The 17,817-nt window shown below is 39.1% G+C and carries 27 protein-coding genes, 2 tRNA genes and 3 pseudogenes; 28 read left to right on the top strand and 4 right to left on the bottom strand.

Annotation, left to right across the window (positions count from 1 at the left end; genetic code table 11):
* Positions 1–42: 42 nt before the first annotated feature.
* From hpt to AWW78_RS10120, 3 genes are all read right to left on the bottom strand, one after another.
* On the bottom strand, positions 43–594 hold the full coding sequence (hpt, locus tag AWW78_RS10130; protein WP_047133623.1) for a hypoxanthine phosphoribosyltransferase: 552 nt from the start codon (positions 592–594) through the stop codon (positions 43–45).
* Complete coding sequence (tilS, locus tag AWW78_RS10125; protein ID WP_047133622.1) at positions 587–1,987, bottom strand: tRNA lysidine(34) synthetase TilS; 1,401 nt, start codon at positions 1,985–1,987, stop codon at positions 587–589. The genes hpt and tilS overlap by 8 nt, the downstream gene beginning before the upstream one ends.
* A 77-nt stretch (positions 1,988–2,064) precedes the next feature.
* Positions 2,065–2,137 (bottom strand) — tRNA-Met (locus AWW78_RS10120).
* A 143-nt stretch (positions 2,138–2,280) separates the two neighbouring features.
* On the opposite strand from AWW78_RS10120, the gene AWW78_RS10115 reads away from it, so the two are divergent.
* The 25 genes and pseudogenes from AWW78_RS10115 to AWW78_RS11015 all read left to right on the top strand — a co-directional run.
* Positions 2,281–2,354: transfer RNA gene (locus AWW78_RS10115), tRNA-Lys, on the top strand.
* Positions 2,355–2,441: 87 nt separating this feature from the next.
* Complete coding sequence (gene rpsL / locus AWW78_RS10110) at positions 2,442–2,819, top strand: 30S ribosomal protein S12 (RefSeq protein ID WP_047133621.1); 378 nt, start codon at positions 2,442–2,444, stop codon at positions 2,817–2,819.
* Positions 2,820–2,834: 15 nt separating this feature from the next.
* Positions 2,835–3,302, top strand: a complete 468-nt coding sequence (gene rpsG, locus AWW78_RS10105) for a 30S ribosomal protein S7 (RefSeq protein WP_047133620.1) — start codon at positions 2,835–2,837, stop codon at positions 3,300–3,302.
* 53 nt (positions 3,303–3,355) lie between these two features.
* Positions 3,356–5,461 carry an elongation factor G gene (gene fusA, locus AWW78_RS10100; RefSeq protein ID WP_047133619.1) on the top strand — a complete coding sequence of 702 codons (2,106 nt, stop codon included), beginning with the start codon at positions 3,356–3,358 and terminating at the stop codon, positions 5,459–5,461.
* A 27-nt stretch (positions 5,462–5,488) separates the two neighbouring features.
* Entirely contained in the window at positions 5,489–6,700 is a 1,212-nt protein-coding gene (gene tuf / locus AWW78_RS10095) for an elongation factor Tu (protein ID WP_047133618.1), read from the top strand.
* 18 nt (positions 6,701–6,718) lie between these two features.
* Positions 6,719–7,030 (top strand): 30S ribosomal protein S10, encoded by a 312-nt coding sequence (rpsJ, locus tag AWW78_RS10090; protein ID WP_047133617.1) that lies wholly within the window; start codon positions 6,719–6,721, stop codon positions 7,028–7,030.
* Between the two features lie 22 nt (positions 7,031–7,052).
* Positions 7,053–7,679 (top strand): 50S ribosomal protein L3, encoded by a 627-nt coding sequence (rplC, locus tag AWW78_RS10085; RefSeq protein WP_047133616.1) that lies wholly within the window; start codon positions 7,053–7,055, stop codon positions 7,677–7,679.
* Positions 7,680–7,742: 63 nt separating this feature from the next.
* Positions 7,743–8,372, top strand: coding sequence for a 50S ribosomal protein L4 (gene rplD, locus AWW78_RS10080; protein ID WP_047133615.1), 630 nt, complete (start codon positions 7,743–7,745; stop codon positions 8,370–8,372).
* Positions 8,373–8,395: 23 nt separating this feature from the next.
* Positions 8,396–8,686, top strand: a complete 291-nt coding sequence (gene rplW / locus AWW78_RS10075; RefSeq protein ID WP_047133614.1) for a 50S ribosomal protein L23 — start codon at positions 8,396–8,398, stop codon at positions 8,684–8,686.
* A 20-nt stretch (positions 8,687–8,706) separates the two neighbouring features.
* Positions 8,707–9,540 carry a 50S ribosomal protein L2 gene (gene rplB, locus AWW78_RS10070; protein ID WP_047133613.1) on the top strand — a complete coding sequence of 278 codons (834 nt, stop codon included), beginning with the start codon at positions 8,707–8,709 and terminating at the stop codon, positions 9,538–9,540.
* Positions 9,541–9,554: 14 nt separating this feature from the next.
* Positions 9,555–9,845 (top strand): 30S ribosomal protein S19, encoded by a 291-nt coding sequence (gene rpsS / locus AWW78_RS10065; protein WP_047133612.1) that lies wholly within the window; start codon positions 9,555–9,557, stop codon positions 9,843–9,845.
* A gap of 18 nt (positions 9,846–9,863) precedes the next feature.
* Complete coding sequence (rplV, locus tag AWW78_RS10060; RefSeq protein WP_047133611.1) at positions 9,864–10,244, top strand: 50S ribosomal protein L22; 381 nt, start codon at positions 9,864–9,866, stop codon at positions 10,242–10,244.
* 14 nt (positions 10,245–10,258) lie between these two features.
* Positions 10,259–10,903, top strand: coding sequence for a 30S ribosomal protein S3 (rpsC, locus tag AWW78_RS10055; RefSeq protein ID WP_047133610.1), 645 nt, complete (start codon positions 10,259–10,261; stop codon positions 10,901–10,903).
* A gap of 23 nt (positions 10,904–10,926) precedes the next feature.
* Positions 10,927–11,346, top strand: a complete 420-nt coding sequence (gene rplP / locus AWW78_RS10050) for a 50S ribosomal protein L16 (protein ID WP_047133609.1) — start codon at positions 10,927–10,929, stop codon at positions 11,344–11,346.
* Positions 11,347–11,372: 26 nt separating this feature from the next.
* Entirely contained in the window at positions 11,373–11,579 is a 207-nt protein-coding gene (gene rpmC / locus AWW78_RS10045; protein WP_047133608.1) for a 50S ribosomal protein L29, read from the top strand.
* Between the two features lie 43 nt (positions 11,580–11,622).
* A complete protein-coding gene (rpsQ, locus tag AWW78_RS10890; RefSeq protein ID WP_075426284.1) occupies positions 11,623–11,931 on the top strand; it encodes a 30S ribosomal protein S17 in 309 nt (102 codons plus the stop codon).
* A gap of 15 nt (positions 11,932–11,946) precedes the next feature.
* Positions 11,947–12,315 carry a 50S ribosomal protein L14 gene (rplN, locus tag AWW78_RS10035; protein ID WP_047133607.1) on the top strand — a complete coding sequence of 123 codons (369 nt, stop codon included), beginning with the start codon at positions 11,947–11,949 and terminating at the stop codon, positions 12,313–12,315.
* Between the two features lie 21 nt (positions 12,316–12,336).
* Positions 12,337–12,657, top strand: coding sequence for a 50S ribosomal protein L24 (gene rplX / locus AWW78_RS10030; RefSeq protein WP_047133606.1), 321 nt, complete (start codon positions 12,337–12,339; stop codon positions 12,655–12,657).
* Between the two features lie 22 nt (positions 12,658–12,679).
* Positions 12,680–13,321, top strand: a complete 642-nt coding sequence (gene rplE / locus AWW78_RS10025; protein WP_075426277.1) for a 50S ribosomal protein L5 — start codon at positions 12,680–12,682, stop codon at positions 13,319–13,321.
* A gap of 23 nt (positions 13,322–13,344) precedes the next feature.
* A complete protein-coding gene (locus tag AWW78_RS10020) occupies positions 13,345–13,530 on the top strand; it encodes a type Z 30S ribosomal protein S14 (protein ID WP_047133605.1) in 186 nt (61 codons plus the stop codon).
* Positions 13,531–13,558: 28 nt separating this feature from the next.
* Positions 13,559–13,954, top strand: a complete 396-nt coding sequence (rpsH, locus tag AWW78_RS10015) for a 30S ribosomal protein S8 (RefSeq protein WP_047133604.1) — start codon at positions 13,559–13,561, stop codon at positions 13,952–13,954.
* Positions 13,955–13,999: 45 nt separating this feature from the next.
* Positions 14,000–14,539, top strand: coding sequence for a 50S ribosomal protein L6 (gene rplF / locus AWW78_RS10010; RefSeq protein ID WP_047133603.1), 540 nt, complete (start codon positions 14,000–14,002; stop codon positions 14,537–14,539).
* Between the two features lie 72 nt (positions 14,540–14,611).
* On the top strand, positions 14,612–14,989 hold the full coding sequence (gene rplR, locus AWW78_RS10005; RefSeq protein ID WP_047133602.1) for a 50S ribosomal protein L18: 378 nt from the start codon (positions 14,612–14,614) through the stop codon (positions 14,987–14,989).
* 85 nt (positions 14,990–15,074) lie between these two features.
* Positions 15,075–15,548: a 30S ribosomal protein S5 gene (gene rpsE, locus AWW78_RS10000; protein ID WP_082349281.1), complete on the top strand. Its 474-nt coding sequence runs from the start codon at positions 15,075–15,077 to the stop codon at positions 15,546–15,548.
* 14 nt (positions 15,549–15,562) lie between these two features.
* A pseudogene (locus AWW78_RS11015) lies at positions 15,563–15,613 on the top strand (hypothetical protein); the annotation flags it as partial.
* Between the two features lie 24 nt (positions 15,614–15,637).
* On the opposite strand, the pseudogene AWW78_RS10800 reads toward AWW78_RS11015, so the two are convergent.
* Positions 15,638–15,724: pseudogene (locus AWW78_RS10800) on the bottom strand (50S ribosomal protein L6); the annotation flags it as partial.
* Positions 15,725–15,768: 44 nt separating this feature from the next.
* Here AWW78_RS10800 and rplO point away from each other — a divergent pair.
* The 3 genes and pseudogenes from rplO to AWW78_RS09980 all read left to right on the top strand — a co-directional run.
* Complete coding sequence (rplO, locus tag AWW78_RS09990) at positions 15,769–16,233, top strand: 50S ribosomal protein L15 (protein WP_047133639.1); 465 nt, start codon at positions 15,769–15,771, stop codon at positions 16,231–16,233.
* Positions 16,230–17,574 (top strand): annotated as a pseudogene (secY, locus tag AWW78_RS09985) (preprotein translocase subunit SecY). The gene rplO and the pseudogene secY overlap by 4 nt, the downstream one beginning before the upstream one ends.
* A gap of 22 nt (positions 17,575–17,596) precedes the next feature.
* Positions 17,597–17,817: M24 family metallopeptidase (locus AWW78_RS09980; RefSeq protein WP_141653920.1), on the top strand; the 221-nt coding region annotated here is incomplete at its 3' end.

Genomic DNA, 17,817 nt, shown 5'->3' with positions numbered 1-17,817 from the left:
TTTAAGAATTCTTTAAACATTTTTCAAAACCTCCAAGTAGATTTATTTTTGTGAATCTATCACATAAATTGCCTTTAAATTTCGCCCTTTCTGAGCATAATCAAGACCATAGCCGATAACGAACTCGTCACCTATCTCAAAACCAATATAATCAATTTTGAAGTCAATCTGAACTCTATTCTTTTTATATAACAAAGTAACTATGCTTAAAGATTTCGGGTTTTTAAGCATGATTAGGTTTTTGATGAACTTTATCGATAGTCCCGAATCGATTATATCTTCGACCACGATTATATCTCTTCCCGTCACTTGACAATCAAGGTCTTTGAGAAGTTTCACATGCCCTGATGAAATTTTTTCGTCTCCGTAGCTTGAAAGTTTAAGGAAGTCAATCTCGCAATCGATTTTAACTTCCCTAATCAGATCAGCAAAAAATATCACCGAGCCATTTAAAACGCCTATGAAAATCGGCACGCTTCCCTTAAAATCTTCGCTTATTTGTTCTCCAAGTTCTTTTACTCTTCTTTTTATATCTTGCTCTGGAATTAAAATTTTAAATTTTTCACCATTGATGTAGACTATTTCATCACTCATTGCTTTGCTGGGTTAGTTTTTGGTGAAATTCGATTTTAAGAATTTTATTCGTTGAATCTGTTACTTTAAACCTATCGTCAAGTCGAAGTCCACAGACCCATACAATTTTTCCCTCCGATTCAAGCACCAAAACTTTCTTTTTATCGTAGACCGGTACCTTAAGGTCGATAAGAAAGTCACTTATTTTTTTCCTTCCTTTCATTCCAAGTGGGATGAACCAATCGCCGGGATGCCAATTTCTTAAAATGAGCTCATCTGCTATTAATTCCGCATCGATATATTCAACTCGTGAATCGTTATTAAATTGGACATTTTCTCTTTCAACAAATTCAGACGATAATACAAAAGAATCAGTTTCGTATTTTTCACCCGGATGGATATAGGCAAATACTTCGGTTTCCTCGAATTCGGGCTTTCGTAGAAAGACTAGATGTTGTCTATCTCTATAAACGAATAAATCTTTTGAGAGCATCACAGAACTACCCGGTGTTGAATCAATTAAATTAAGCACGGAGAGAACTCTGGAAAAATCAACCCTTTCATTAAAGAATGTTTCTATTGTTGAAATTATAACACTTTCTTGAATGAAAAAAAGATAGCTTCTTAATCGCTGTATATCTATTAGAATTTTTCCGGGTCCCTCTTCAATGGAGACAAATTTTATGATTTTGGATACCTCGTGTCGGATAAACTCGGCGAGCTCGGAAAAAATCTGGGAAGTTCGATTGAGTGTTTCGATTATACCCGGGTTTATATTCTCGCTTATAAGTGGCAAAAGTTTGAGTCGTATGTAGTTTCGGCGATATGTTGTTTTAAGATTGGATGAGTCAATTCTGTAGGGGAGTCCTTTTTCGGATGCGTATTCTTCTATTTCTTCTCTCGTTGCAAACAGAAGCGGTCTTATGATGTTCCCTCGTTTAATTTGAATTCCGGCGAGTCCATTTATCCCTGAGCCACGGAAGAGGTTAAGTAAAACCGTTTCAGCATTGTCATTTGCATTGTGAGCGGTTGCGATTTTGTCAAATCCTTTAAGCAGTCGCAAAGTTTCAAAAAAATTATATCTTAATTCACGTGCCCCTTCTTGAATTGAAATTTTTCTGCTTTTACAATATTCTTTTGTATCTTCGCTTCTTACATAACATTCTATGCCAAGTTTAGATGTAAACTCTCGGACAAATTTTTCGTCCTCGTCGGATTCATCGCCTCTTAGCTTATGGTTAAAATGCGCAGCTACGAGTTCAAGCTTGAGTTGAGTTTTTAACTCATTTAAAACATCAAGGAGAACTATTGAATCTACGCCACCACTTACTGCGACGATGATCTTATCCTTAGGTGCTATAAGTTTGTTCTTTTGTATAAACTCGCGGAAACGATTTATAAAATCTTTTACCATATTTGAATGCTGAAGTTTTCTCTTTATATAAAAAACCTTTCAGCCGGTTGGACTGAAAGGTTTTTGCTTTAAAGTTGTAGCGGGTGAGGGACTCGAACCCCCGACACGCGGATTATGATTCCGCTGCTCTACCACCTGAGCTAACCCGCCACAGGAATTTCACTTATAAATTAAGAATTTGCACCCAAAAAATCAAGTTTGGTATTAGATTGTTGAAGTGGTTTTTAAGCTTAATGAAATTTGATTTTATTTGGAAAATTTTTTATATTTAAAACCGCCTCATTAGAGGTAGTGCACCACTAGCTCAACATGGTAGAGCAGCGGACTCTTAATCCGTTGGTTCGGGGTTCGAGTCCCCGGTGGTGCACGAGGTATATTTTTTTGTTTGAATTTGTCAAAGTTGATTTTTTTCAGTAAATTAAAACTTTGTAAAAAATAAATTGAGGAATTTGGTTTGCCGACGATTAACCAATTAATTCGGTACGGCAGAGAAAAAGTTAAATGGAAAAGCAAATCCCCGGCTCTGCAGGGATGCCCTCAAAAGAGAGGAGTTTGCGTCAGAGTTTATACGACGACGCCTAAAAAGCCGAATTCAGCATTAAGGAAAGTTGCAAAGGTCAGGCTTACTAACGGTATTGAGGTTATAGCTTATATCCCTGGTGAAGGTCATAACCTTCAGGAACACTCGATAGTTTTGGTGCGCGGTGGCAGAGTTAAAGATTTGCCTGGCGTTAGATATCATATAATTCGTGGTGCTTTAGATACAGCCGGGGTTGAAGGCAGGAAACAAGGTCGTTCAAAGTATGGCGCAAAGAAACCAAAGGGACAATAAAATTAAGTTAAGTTTATGAGAAGAAAAAGAGCTGAGCCGAGACAAATAGCTCCGGATCCGAAATATAACGATGTCCTTGTTGCCAAGTTGATTAACAAAGTTATGAAGGATGGCAAGAAGAGTATAGCAAGAAAAATTGTGTATAATGCGTTCGAAATAATAAGAAAGAAAACAGGGCAGGATCCGCTTGAGGTTTTTAAGAAGGCAGTTGAAAATGTTAAACCGATCCTTGAAGTAAGACCAAGGAGAGTTGGTGGAGCAACATACCAAGTTCCAATTGAAGTTAGACCTGAAAGAAGTATTTCGCTTGCTTTGCGATGGATTGTTCAATATGCACGCGAAAGGAAAGGGAAACCAATGATGGTTAAACTTGCCGAGGAATTGATGGCGGCTGCAAGGAATGAGGGTTTGGCTGTGAAGAAGCGTGAGGATACACATAAAATGGCTGAGGCAAATAAAGCGTTTGCTCATTTCAGGTGGTAAAGGTGTGGTAAATTTTTTAAAAACAAAACTTTTGAGGTGATAAAATTAAGAATATGCCGAGGGAGTACCCATTAGAAAAGACGCGAAATATCGGAATAATGGCGCATATAGATGCCGGAAAGACGACAACGACCGAGAGAATTCTTTATTATACTGGTAGAATCCATAGAATGGGTGAGGTGCATGAAGGTTCTGCGACTATGGACTTTTTGCCCCAAGAAAGGGAGCGCGGTATAACGATTACAAGTGCTGCGACAACATGTTTTTGGAGGGGACATAGAATTAACATCATTGATACTCCAGGACATGTTGATTTTACAGTTGAGGTGGAAAGGTCTTTACGTGTTCTTGATGGTGCGATCGCATTGTTCTGCGCTGTTGGCGGAGTTGAGCCGCAATCTGAAACAGTATGGAGGCAAGCAAACAAATATCGTGTTCCAAGGATTGCGTTTGTTAATAAGATGGATAGGGTTGGAGCGGATTTCTTTAATGTTGTTAATATGATTCGCGAGCGCCTTGGGGCTAATCCCGTGCCAATACAATTGCCGATGGGGCAGGGTGAGTTATTTACTGGTATAATTGATCTTATAAAAATGAAGGCTGTCGTTTACAAAGAAGAAACGCTTGGTGCAACATGGGAAGAATTTGATATCCCCAGGGAATTGAGGGATATGGCTGTTGAATATAGAACAAAGATGCTTGAGGCTGTTTCTGAGTTTGATGATACTTTGCTTGTTAAATATCTGGATGGTGAAGAGATAAGTGAGGAAGAGATTAAATTAGCGATAAGGAAAGCAACGCTTGAATTTAAAATAGTACCTGTTCTTTGTGGTTCTGCTTTCAAAAACAAGGGAATCCAGCGTCTTCTTGATGCTGTTGTCGATTATCTTCCGTCTCCACTTGATATAAACAATGGTCAGATTTTAGGGCATCATCCATTCAAGGATGATAGGGTGGTAAGATTGGTTTCTGATGATGAAAAGTTTACTGCTCTTGCGTTTAAGATAATGACGGATCCGTATGTTGGAAAGTTGACCTTTATAAGAATTTATTCTGGAACATTAAAAGCTGGTTCGTATGTATATAATTCAACACAAGGTAAGAAGGAAAGGGTTGGGAGGATTTTAAGGATGCACGCAAATCATCGTGAGGATGTTGAGGAAGCTTACGCTGGTGATATTGTTGCTCTTGTCGGATTAAAAGTTACAAAAACCGGTGATACGCTTTGCTCTGAAGATGACCCGATATTGTTAGAGAAGATGGATTTTCCAGAGCCAGTTATATCGGTTGCTATTGAGCCAAAGACGAAGGCGGATCAAGATAAACTTGGCGAGGCGCTTTCAAAGCTAATGGATGAAGATCCAACATTTAGAGTAACGGTTGATGACGAAACGGGTCAAACTTTGATAAGTGGAATGGGTGAGCTACATCTTGAGATAATTGTTGATAGGTTAAAACGCGAGTTTAGAGTTGAGGCAAACATTGGAAAGCCGCAGGTTGCTTACAAAGAGACTATAAGGAAGAAGGCAAGGGCAGAGGGTAAATTTATTCGCCAGACCGGTGGGCGTGGTCAATATGGGCATGTTTGGATTGAGATTGAACCAAATCGCGGTAAGGGTTATGAATTTATAGATGCAATAGTTGGTGGGGTTGTGCCGAAGGAGTTTATTCCAGCCGTTGATCAAGGAATAAGGGAAGCGATGCAAAATGGGATAATTGCAGGTTATCCTGTTGTTGATGTTAAAGTTACGCTTTTTGATGGTTCTTATCACGAAGTTGATTCATCTGATCTTGCTTTTAAGATCGCAGCTTCGATTGCTTTCAAAGAGGCAGCAAAGCAAGCGGAGCCTGTTCTTCTTGAGCCAATTATGGAGATTGAAGTTGTAACACCGGAAGAGTATCTTGGTGATGTAATTGGTGATCTGAATTCAAGGCGTGGAAGGATTGAGGGAATTAATATGAGAAAAGATGGTCAAGTTGTGAAAGCTCTTGTTCCACTTGCTGAAATGTTTGGTTATGCGACGAGGTTGAGATCCCTTACGCAAGGTAGGGCAATTTATACGATGCAATTCCATCATTATGAAGAAGTTCCACAGCAAATTGCTGATATAATCATTGAAAAAGTTAAAGGTAAAACGAAAGAAACATTAAATGTTTAAAAACTAAAAATCAAGGAGAGAAAGGTTATGGCAAAGGAAAAATTTGTAAGAGACAAACCCCATGTTAATGTTGGAACAATTGGTCATATTGACCATGGTAAGACAACATTAACAGCTGCGATAACTTATGCGCTTGCAAAGAAAGGGCTTGCTCAGCCAAGACCATTCGAATCAATTGACAATGCCCCAGAGGAAAGAGCGCGTGGTATTACGATTGCTGTTTCACATGTTGAGTATTCAACAGAAAAGAGACATTATGCGCATGTTGACTGCCCAGGTCATGCTGACTATATAAAGAATATGATCACTGGTGCTGCACAAATGGATGGGGCGATTCTTGTTGTTGCTGCGAATGACGGTGTTATGCCCCAAACAAGAGAACATGTGCTTCTTGCGAGGCAGGTTAACGTACCTTATATTGTTGTGTTTATGAACAAAGTTGACATGGTTGATGATCCAGAGCTTTTGGATCTTGTTGAGCTTGAGGTTAGAGACTTGCTGAAGAAATATGAATTTCCTGGCGATGAAGTTCCAGTTATAAGAGGTAGCGCTTTGAAAGCGCTTGAAGCAGGAATGAAACCGGAAACAACTCCTGATCATCCGGATTTACAACCGATTTATCAATTGCTTGATGCGATTGATAACTATATACCACTGCCACAGCGTGATATTGATAAACCATTCCTTATGCCTGTTGAAGATGTTTTCTCTATCACCGGTCGCGGAACTGTTGGTACAGGGCGTGTTGAAAGAGGCAGGGTAAAGCTCGGTGATGAGGTTGAGGTTGTCGGGCTTGGTCAGCACAAGAGAACAGTGGTGACAGGTATTGAAATGTTTCGTAAGGAACTTGATGAGGCTATAGCTGGTGATAATGTTGGATTGCTTTTGCGTGGTATTGAAAAGGATGAACTTGAGCGTGGTATGGTTATAGCAGCGCCTGGAACAATCACACCACATACAAAGTTTGAAGCTGAGGTTTATATCCTTTCAAAGGAAGAAGGTGGTCGACATACGCCATTCTATAAAGGTTACAGACCACAGTTCTACTTCAGAACAACTGACGTTACAGGAACGATAATTGGGTTGCCAGAAGGACAGGAAATGGTTATGCCTGGCGATAATGTAAGGTTAACGATTGAGTTGATTGCACCTGTTGCTATGGAAGAAGGATTGAGATTTGCTATTCGTGAAGGTGGTAAAACAGTTGGTGCGGGAGTTGTTACCAAAATACTTGAATAAAATAGGTTCTTTTTAAAAATGGCACAGCAAAAAAGAATTAGGATCAAATTAAAGTCTTATGATTATCGTTTAATCGATAAGTCGGCTGATAAGATTGTAAGAGCTGTGAAGCAAACTGGTGCTGTTGTTTCAGGGCCGATACCCCTGCCGACAAAGCGCTCAGTTTTTACTGTTTTAAGGTCTCCGCATGTTGATAAGAAATCTCGTGAGCAGTTTGAGATAAGAACTCATAAAAGATTGATTGATATTTTAAACTGGAATGCAAAGACGATGGATGTTTTGACGAAAATTGATTTACCGGCAGGGGTAGAGGTAGAAATTAAGACATAAAAATTTAAATTAGCTTTGAGCAATGGTCGGATTGATAGGTAAAAAACTTGGTATGACAACAATTTTTGGTGAAAATGGAGTGGCTATACCTTGCACTGTTCTTGAGGTGGGACCTTGTTATGTTGTCCAAGTAAAGACGAAGGAAAAGGATGGATATGAGGCGCTTCAACTTGGATTTGAAACAGCGAAGGAAAAGAGAACCCCAAAGCCACTACAAGGTCACTTTAAAAAGGCGAACACTCCATTTTTGAGAGTACTTAAAGAATTTAAAGGTTTCGATATAAGCAAATATAAACCTGGCGATCAAATAAGGGTCGAAGATATTTTCTCTGTTGGTGATCTTGTTAAAGTGACGGGAAGATCAAAGGGTAAGGGATTCCAAGGTGTTGTCAAAAGGCATGGTTTTGGTGGAGGTCCAAAGACTCACGGTCAGAGTGATAGGCATAGAGCTCCTGGTTCTGTTGGTTCAAGCTCTTTTCCGTCGCACACATTTAAAGGACAGAGAATGGCTGGGCACATGGGAGATGAACAGGTTACTGTGAGAAATCTTGAAGTTGTTGAGGTGATTCCCGAAGCTAATTTACTTGTTGTGAAGGGCTCGGTTCCTGGAGCAAAGAATAGCTATGTTCAGATAACAAAATTAAGTTGAGTTGTTCAGTGTGTTATGAAGGTTTTGTAAATTATGAACTCAAAAAATTAACCGGAATTTGAGATGAGGCTTGAGGTTTATAAAATTGATGGGACGAAATCGGGTGAATATGTTGAGTTAAGGCCCGATATTTTTGAAATTAAACCTAATGATCATGCGATTTATCTAGCTGTTAAAGCATATCTTGCCAATCAAAGGCAAGGAACGCATAAAACGAAGACGAGAGGTGAGGTCAGAGGTGGCGGTAGGAAGCCATGGCCACAAAAGCACACTGGAAGAGCGCGTGCTGGCTCGATTAGATCGCCACTTTGGGTTGGAGGTGGAACTGTTTTTGGTCCTGTTCCGAGAGATTACAGCCTTGATTTGCCGAAGAAGGTTAAGCAGCTTGCAAGAAAATCTGCTTTATCTTACAAGGCAAAGGATGAGCAAATAATTGTTGTTGAAGATTTTACATTTGAAGAGCCGAAGACAAAAAAGATGGTTGAGATTTTGAAAGCATTTAATCTTCTGAATAAAAAAGTTTTGCTTTTAACTGCGAGCACAGATTTAAATGTTTATAAATCTGGAAGGAATATACCTGGGCTTAACATTTTGGAGGCGTATAAGGCGTCGACTTATGATATTTTAAACAATCAAATGATTTTGATTCAAAAGAGCGCAGTTGAGGTTTTGCAAAATACTTTCACGGAATGAAAAATTAAAGTTTTGCGAATCAGATGCCAAGTATTTTAATTAGACCAATAGTGACGGAAAAGTCAACAATTTTGCGTGATAAGAATCAGTATGTTTTTGAGGTTGCTATGAATGCAAATAAGATTGAGATTAAGAAAGAAATAGAGTCAAGATTTAATGTTAAGGTGAAAAAGGTTAGAACCATGATTGTCAAAGGGAAGAGGAAGTTTATGTTGACAAGGAGAGGAAGGTTTGAAGGAAAGAAGCGTGACTGGAAGAAGGCTATTGTTGTTCTTGAGCCAGGATACAAAATTGATATTTTTGAGAACATTTAAAAATTTGAAGGAGTGAGCCAATGCCTGTAAAGACATTTAAACCTACAACGCCAGGGAGAAGATTTTTTACGGTGTCTGATTTTTCGGATATAACTAAGACGGAGCCAGAGAAATCACTTGTTGTTCCATTAAAAAAGCACGCTGGTAGAAACAATCAGGGACGAATTACCGTAAGGCATCGAGGTGGCGGTCATAAGAGAATGTATAGAATTATTGATTTCAAGCGAGATAAAATTGGAATTCCTGCAAAGGTTGCTGCAATAGAATACGATCCCAATAGAAGTGCAAGGATAGCACTTTTGCACTATGTTGATGGTGAAAAAAGGTATATCATAGCTCCGGATGGTTTAAAGGTCGGGGATATGGTTATGTCTGGTCCGGATGCAGAGATAAAGGTTGGTAATGCATTGCCGTTAAGAAATATCCCTGTTGGTGAGTTTGTTCATAATATTGAGCTTCGTCCAGGTAAAGGTGGGCAAATAGCAAGAAGCGCTGGGACTTATGCTCAAGTTATGGCAAAAGAGGGAGACTATGCGCTTTTGCGTTTGCCGTCGGGTGAGTTGAGAAAGATTCATTTGAATTGTTATGCGACGGTTGGAATTGTAAGCAATCTTGATCATGAGAATATTACGCTTGGTAAAGCTGGAAGAGCGCGTTGGCTTGGCAGAAGACCTTATGTTCGTGGGGTTGCTATGAATCCGGTTGATCATCCACATGGTGGTGGTGAAGGTAAGGCTCCGCAGGGTAATCCGCATCCGGTTTCTCCGTGGGGATGGCATACGAAAGGAAAGAAAACACGGAAGAAAAATAAGGCGTCTGATAAATACATTGTTGCAAGGAGAAAGAAAAAATAAAAAATTGAACTGATATGGCTCGTTCGCTTAAAAAAGGTGTGTATATCGATCGTAAGTTGCTAATGAAGGTTCAGGAAATGTTGAAGACAGGTCAGAAAAAAGTTATAAAGACATGGGCACGCGATTGTACTATAATACCTGATTTCGTCGGTTTTACATTTGCTGTTCACAATGGCAAGCAGTTCATCCCCGTTTATATAACTGAAAATATGGTTGGACACAAACTTGGGGAGTTTGCTCCAACGAGGACTTTTAGAGGTCATCCAGGAACGAAGGCTGAAAAAGCAAGTAAAATGAAAAAGTAAAAAAGTTTGGATAGCGATATGGAAGCAAAAGCTGTAGCAAGGTATATACCGTCTTCTCCAAGGAAGATGAGAGCGGTGATTGATTTAATTCGAGGCAAATCGGTTGATGAAGCACTTAACATTTTGCATTACACTCCAAAACGCGCAGCAAAAATTGCTGAAAAAGTTTTAAGATCTGCAGTTGCGAACTTCATGAACAAAGAAACTGAGAGAAGGGTTGATATATCTGAGCTTTATGTAAAATCAGCTTATGTTGATCCAGGACCGATGCTAAAGCGCGTTTTGCCCGCGCCATTTGGTAGAGCTTATATTATAAGAAAAAGAAGTAACCATTTGACGATAGTGGTTGCGGAAAAATCTAAAAAAGAGGAACAAACAAATAAATCAAAAACAAAGTAGTTGGTGGAGGGGTCTTGGGACAGAAAACTCATCCAATAGGTTTTAGGCTCGGAATAATAAGAGATTGGGATGCGCGTTGGTATGATGATAAGAACTTTGCGGAGAAGCTCCAAGAAGATTTAATGATTAGAAACTATTTGCGTAGCCGTCTTAAGAGAAGTGGAGTTTCGAGAATTATAATTGACAGGAAGACAAGACAGGTTGAAATTAAGATTCATACTTCCAGACCTGGAATGGTTATAGGTAAAGGAGGTAAGGACATTGAGTTATTGCAGGAGGAGTTGAAAAGGTTGACGAATAAGGAGGTTAAAATTGAAGTTGTTGAGATTAAACGTCCTGAGCTTGATGCTTATCTTGTTGCTGAATCAATAGCTGCGCAAATTGAAAATAGGGTTTCTTACAGGAGGGCCATGAAGGCGGCTGTTATAGCTGCAATGCGGATGGGAGCTCAGGGAATTAAGGTGATGTGTTCGGGTAGGTTAGCTGGAGCTGAGATTGCAAGAAGTGAGTGGTATCTTGAGGGTAGGGTTCCACTTCACACGATAAGAGCAGATATTGATTTTGCGATTGCAGAAGCGTTGACAATTTACGGTAAAATTGGAGTTAAGGTTTGGATCTTTAAAGGTGAAGTTATTGGTAGAAAACCACAACTTCGTTAAAATTAATTCTGGAGTTTTTAACTATGTTAATGCCAAGTAGGACGAAATATCGAAAACAGCAACGCGGTCGTTTGAAAGGTAAATCATATCGGGCATCGACACTTGCATTTGGAGATTATGGATTGAAAGCACTTGAGCCCGCGTGGATAACAAACAAGCAAATTGAGGCAGCACGCGTTGCGATTTCAAGAACTTTAAAAAGAGGTGGCAAGATTTGGATAAGAATTTTTCCCGACAAGCCATATACAAAGAAGCCAGCTGAGACACGTATGGGTAAGGGTAAAGGTAATGTCGAAGGTTGGGTTGCTGTTGTTAAACCTGGGAGAATAATGTTTGAAATAGGTGGTGTCAGCCGAGATGTGGCTGAGGAAGCACTTAAACTTGCAGCAGATAAATTACCTATAAAGACGAAGTTTGTCACAAGAATTGAAGCATCTAGCTAAAAACTTAAATAAAATTTTCGAGCTAAATGAAAGCAAGTGAGATAAGACAACTTTCGGATGAAGAGATAAAGCAGAGGATAAAAGAACTTGAAGAGGAACTATTTAATTTAAGGTTTCAAAAAGCTCTCGGACAGCTTGAAAAGCCCCATAGATTTAAAATGATTAGAAAAGATATCGCAAGGATGAAAACAATTTTAAGGGAGAGAGAATTACAAAGAGAAAACAAAAAGTAAAGGTTGATTGATGAGCGAGAATAAAATCCAAGAGCAAGAAAATATTGGACAAGTTCAACAAGAGCAAGATGAAGCGCAAAAGGCTCAGACTGAAAAATCGAAGCGCGGGCAGAGAAAGGTTAGAATTGGAAGAGTTGTAAGCAATAAGATGCAGAAGACTATCGTTGTTGCGATTGAGAGAAAGGTTATGCATCCGATTTACAAAAAAGTTTATGTGAGGACTACAAAAGTTATGGCTCATGATGAAAAAAATGAGTGTAATATCGGTGATATTGTGAAAATTATGGAGACAAGACCTTTAAGCAGGCATAAGAGATGGCGCCTTGTTGAAATAATAGAAAGAGCAAAATAAACTTCGGTAAATGCCATGATAAGAAGAGAAACTGATCTTGTCGTTGCTGACAATTCAGGAGCTAAAAAAGTTCGATGTATAGGTATTATAGGTCAGCACCAAAGATTGACCGCAACTGTTGGAGATATTATCGTTGTTTCGGTAAAAAGTGCAATTCCAGGTGCACCAATTAAAAAGGGAGAAGTCTCGCGAGCGGTGGTCGTTCGCACCAAAAAGGAGATAAGGCGTAAAGATGGGTCTTATGTCAGATTTGATGAAAACGCTGTTGTCTTGCTTGACAAATATGGCGAGCCGCGTGGAACGAGAATTTTTGGACCTGTTGCGAGAGAGTTAAGAGAGAAACAATTTATGAAGATAATCTCACTTGCACCGGAGGTTATTTAAAAAATTTAATTTTGGTGGAGGATGAACATCAAAAAGAATGATACGGTCAAAGTAATTGCTGGAAATTATAAAGGTAAAATTGGCAAAGTTTTGAAGGTTTTTCGTGAGGAAGAAAGAGTTCTCGTTGAGGGTGTAAATATCGTTAAAAAGCATGTTCGAAAATCGCCCAAGTATCCGCAAGGTGGAATAATTGAAATGGAAGCCCCGATCCATGTTTCTAATGTTATGCTTGTTTGCCCGAAATGTGGACAGGCAACACGCGTTGGTCATGCAACTCTTACTTCGGCTGATGGTAAAAGAAGCAAGATGAGAGTTTGTAAAAAATGCGGTGAAATGTTTTAATTAAAACAATAGGTGAACTAAAATGGCAAAGGAGAAAAAGCAGAAAAAACAGCAAGAAGTTCAGGAAGTTGAAGAGGTTCAGGAAAAGGTTGTTCCAAGATTAAAGAAGCTTTATCAAGAGGTTATAGTTCCAGAGATGATGAAGAAATTCAATTATAAAAATGTGATGCAAGTGCCCAGGCTTGTGAAAATCGTTATCAATATGGGTGTTGGACAAGCAACTCAGGATCCAAAGCTCCTTGAAATGGCGATGAAAGAACTTGCAAAGATCACTGGACAGCAACCCATTATTAGAAGAGCGAAAAAGTCAATTTCTAATTTTAAGCTAAGAGCTGGAATGGCTATTGGATGCAAGGTTACATTAAGACGTGAGAGAATGTACGAATTTCTTGATAGATTGATAAATGCTGCAATCCCAAGGATTAGAGATTTTAGAGGTTTATCTGATAAATCTTTTGATGGCAGAGGTAATTACACGCTTGGAATTAGGGAGCATGTAATTTTCCCGGAGATAAATGTTGATGAGGTTGAACGGATTTTTGGTATGGATATAACGATTGTCACGACTGCAAAGACTGATGAAGAGGCATATGAATTGCTCAGATTGTTTGGCATGCCGTTTAGAAAACGTGAGGTTGTTGTTGAAGAAAAAGCAGTGGCATAAAAATAAAATTTTGGAATTAAAACTTGGCACGAAAAGCATCAATTCAAAAAGCACTGAGAGAACCGAAATACAAGGTCAGAAAGCGAAATCGTTGTTCAATTTGTGGTAGGCCAAGAGGCTATTATAGGAAGTTTGGACTTTGTAGAATCTGTTTTAGGAAACTTGCACTTGAAGGAAAAATTCCTGGAGTAAGAAAGGCAAGCTGGTAAAAATTAAATTTAAAGGTAAAAGCGAACTATGATGACCGATCCAATTGCAGATTTTTTAACAAGGATAAGAAATGCGGTCAGAGCCAGACATAAGGTTGTCGAAGCTCCTTCTTCAAAGCTTAAGAAGGCGATAGCACAAATTTTGCTTGAGCAGAAATTCATAAAAGGTTACGAGGTTATCGATGATGGGAAACAAGGAATTTTAAGGATTTATCTAAAGTATACAGAAGACGGCGAACCTGCTATTACAAATCTTGTTCGTGTAAGCAAGCCGGGGCGCCGAATTTATGTTGGAGTTGATGAGATACCAAGAGTTTTAAATGGTCTTGGCATTGCAATTTTGACCACTTCAAAAGGAGTTATGACTGACCGTCGCGCAAGGAAAGAAAGGGTTGGCGGTGAAGTAATTTGTTATGTGTGGTAAATTGGACGCATTAAAACATATGGTAAAATAAATTCGCGATAAAAAATGTCTAGAATTGGGAAAAAACCGATACCTATTCCAAAAGGTGTTAAAGTTGAAAAAACAAACGGTATTTTGAAAGTTTCGGGTCCGAAAGGAGAGCTCTCGACCAAGGTTCATCCGAGGATAGAAGTTGAAATAACAACGGACAATGTTCTAGTTAAGAGAAAAAGCGATTCAAGGATGGATAAAACGTTGCATGGGTTATGGAGGTCTTTAATTAACAATATGATAATTGGTGTTTCTCAGGGTTATTCAAAGAAGCTCGAGATTGTTGGAATCGGATATAGAGCCGAATTAAAGGGCAAAGCACTTGTTCTTTATCTTGGATATTCTCACCCGATAATTTTTATACCACCGGATGGAGTTAAGATCGAAGTTCCTCAGCCAACTAATATCATTGTTAGTGGAATTGACAAGCAACTTGTTGGTCAAGTTGCAGCGAAAATACGTTCGTTTAGGCCACCCGAGCCGTATAAGGGTAAAGGTATACGCTATGAGGGTGAAGTTATAAGAATGAAGGCTGGAAAGGCAGCGGGTAAATAAAATGAACGAGGCGGGCTCATATTTCGAGCGTAACCTCGTTCGGAATTCAAAATAAAATTGGTTAAATTTAATATGATAAGGCGAGAATTTGAAAAGAAGAAGATAAGAAGAGAAAAGATTCGTAAGCGTGTAAGATCCAAGATTTTTGGTACCCCGGAAAGGCCACGTCTGTCGGTTTATAGAAGTTTGAAACATATTTATGCACAGATTATCGATGATACAAAAGGACATACGCTTGTTGCGATGTCAAGTTTATCAAAAGAGATAAGAGATGAAGTTAAAAACTGCAAAACTAAAACTGATGTCAGTAGAGTTGTTGGACTTGCACTTGCGAAGAAGGCGCTTGAGAAAGGTATAACTAAAGTTGTATTTGACAGGAATGGCTATAAGTATCACGGTAGGGTGAAAGCACTTGCAGAAGCAGCTCGTGAAGGTGGATTAATTTTTTAAGTTAAAACAAACTTGTTGAGGTAAATTGCCAAAGATAAAAAAGGTAAAACCAAGCGAGCTTGAAGGTTTAAGAGAAAAACTCGTTATGATTAACAGAACCGCAAAGGTCGTAAAAGGCGGTAAAAGAATTCGCTTTAGTGCCATTGTTGTGGTTGGAGACAAAAATGGTCATGTTGGGATTGGGCTTGGCAAAGGTCGCGAAGTGACCGATGCAATTCAGAAAGCAAGCGAGAACGCAAAGAAAAATATAGTTGAAGTCCCAATTGTTAATGGAACTGTTCCTCATGAAATTGTTGCAAAGTTTGGAGCTTCGAAAGTTTTGATTAAACCAGCTGCACCTGGAACTGGTATAATCGCAGGCGGAGCTGTCAGAGCTGTGCTTGAACTTGCGGGTGTACAGAATGTGCTTACAAAATGTTTTGGCTCAACTAATCCGCACAATGTTGTTAAAGCCACTTTAAAAGCTCTGACGAGCATGATCGATGCTAAAACGATGGCAGCAAAGCGTGGAATGACGCTTAAAGAATTGTTTGAATCTGATTCACTTGTAAAAATTTAATTTGAATTTTTAAAATGGCGAAAAAACTTAAGATTACACAGGTAAGAAGCATAATTGGGACACCTGAAAAACAGAGAAGGACGATAAAAGCTCTCGGCTCTATATCCGATTCCAACAATCTCGAGCTTCTTTGAATAACCCTGAGAAACACCAATTATCATATTGTTAATTAAAGATAAACATCTCGTCGTTGTGGAAGAAATAGAAGATGGAGGTGAAAATGCCTAATATATTAAGTAATTTAAAACCAGCTCCTGGTTCGAGGAAAAAAGAAAAAAGAGTTGGACGAGGTCAAGGTTCAGGGCACGGTGGTACTTCAACGCGTGGTCATAAAGGTCAAAAGTCAAGATCTGGAGAGAGCATAAAGCCATGGTTTGAAGGTGGTCAAATGCCTTTGATCAGGCGAATTCCGAAGCGTGGTTTTAGGAATCCGTTTAAGGTTGAATATCAAATTGTTAATTTGGGCAGGCTTCAAGAGCTAATTGATAGAGGTAAAATTTCGGCTGATACAAAGGTTACGCCTGAGTTGCTTTATGAGGTAGGTGCTGTTTCTAAGAAGGCATTGCCTGTGAAAATTCTTGGTGATGGAGAATTGAAGGTTGCGCTTGAAATTTCTGCTCATGCTTTCAGCAAATCAGCGTTACAAAAGATACAAGCAATTGGAGGCAAGGCGATTAAGTTATGAGCAAATTAGTCGAAAATCTCAGAAATATTTTTAAAATCGAAGAGCTCCGCGATAGAGTTCTTTTTACGATCGCATTGCTTGCTGTTGTTAGAATTGGCGCGCATATAACTTTACCTGGCGTCGATGCATCACTTCTTGCGGAAGTTATAAGGAGTCAATCGCAAAACTCTCTTTTTGCTCTCTATGATCTTTTTGCTGGCGGAGCTTTTCAAAACGCGGCGGTTTTTGCACTCGGAATAATGCCCTACATAAGCGCCGCGATTATCTTGCAATTGCTTGGCGCTGTTGTTCCATATTTTAGAAAATTGCAACAAGAAGGAGAAGAAGGGCGTAGAAAGCTTGAGCAATACGCAAGGCAAGGTACTGTTTTAGTTGCTGCGCTTCAGGCTTGGGGTGTGAGTATAAGGTTGATGAATATGACAACTCCAGGAGGTTTGCCAATAGTGCCGGAAGCTGTGAAAGGGTTGGGTTTTGTTATAACTACAGTTTTTATTCTAACAGCTGGAACAATCTTCATAATGTGGCTTGGTGAGCAAATAACGGAGCGTGGCATAGGGAATGGAATTTCTTTGATAATTTTTGTTGGTATAATTGCGCGCTTCCCAAATGCTTTACTTGAAGAATTTCAGATGATAAAAACGGGTGCGAGAAGCATAATTGAGGAAATATTGATCATCGCAGGGATGGTTTTGGTTGTTGCGCTTGTTATACTTGTCACTACTGGAACGAGAAGAATCCCAGTTCAGTATGCAAAGAGAGTTGTCGGAAGAAGAGTTTACGGAGGAGTAACTCAATATATTCCGATAAGGGTAAATGCTGCTGGTGTGATGCCGATAATATTTGCTCAGTCAGTTATGTTTTTGCCCAGCACAATTATAACATTTTTCCCACAAAGCGAATCATTGCAAGAGTTTGCGGCAAACTTTAATTATACTTCTTTTTTGGTATAGCTTTGTTTATGCTTTATTAGTTATATTTTTCACATATCTTTACACAGCAATTGTTTTCAATCCACAAGATATCGCTGATACGATGAGAAAGCAGGGCGGTTTTATACCTGGGATAAGACCTGGTAAAAGCACGGCTGATTTCATTGACAACATTTTGACGAAGATAACTTTACCCGGGTCGATCTTTTTGGCTATAATTGCAATTTTACCTGGATTTATGATAAGGTTGGGAGTTTCACCAACCATGGCTTCGTTCTTTGGTGGAACAAGCTTGCTGATTGTGGTTGGAGTTGCTCTTGATACATTGCAACAGATTGAGACATATCTTTTGATGAGGCATTATGATGGCTTTATGAAAACAGGTAGAATAAAAAGCAGGGTTGGCTATTAAGGGAGTGAGCATAAAGAGCGAGATGGAAATAGATTTAATGAGAGAGGCTGGCAGGATTGTTTCGGATTTGTTAAAATTGCTTGGTAAATATATTAAGCCAGGTGTATCAGCTTATGAGCTTGATAAAATAGCCGAGGATTTTATATTGTCGCAAGGAGCGAAACCTGCTTTTAAAGGTTATGGTTTTGATAAGAAGAATCTTTTTCCGGCGTCAATTTGTGTTTCAATTGACAACGAGGTTGT

It is taken from the genome of Candidatus Kryptonium thompsonii (assembly GCF_001535985.1).
Taxonomy (GTDB): domain Bacteria; phylum Bacteroidota; class Ignavibacteria; order Kryptoniales; family Kryptoniaceae; genus Kryptonium; species Kryptonium thompsonii.
The sequence above is the reverse complement of the archived record's forward strand: the minus strand, read 5'-3'. Positions and strand labels throughout refer to the sequence as shown.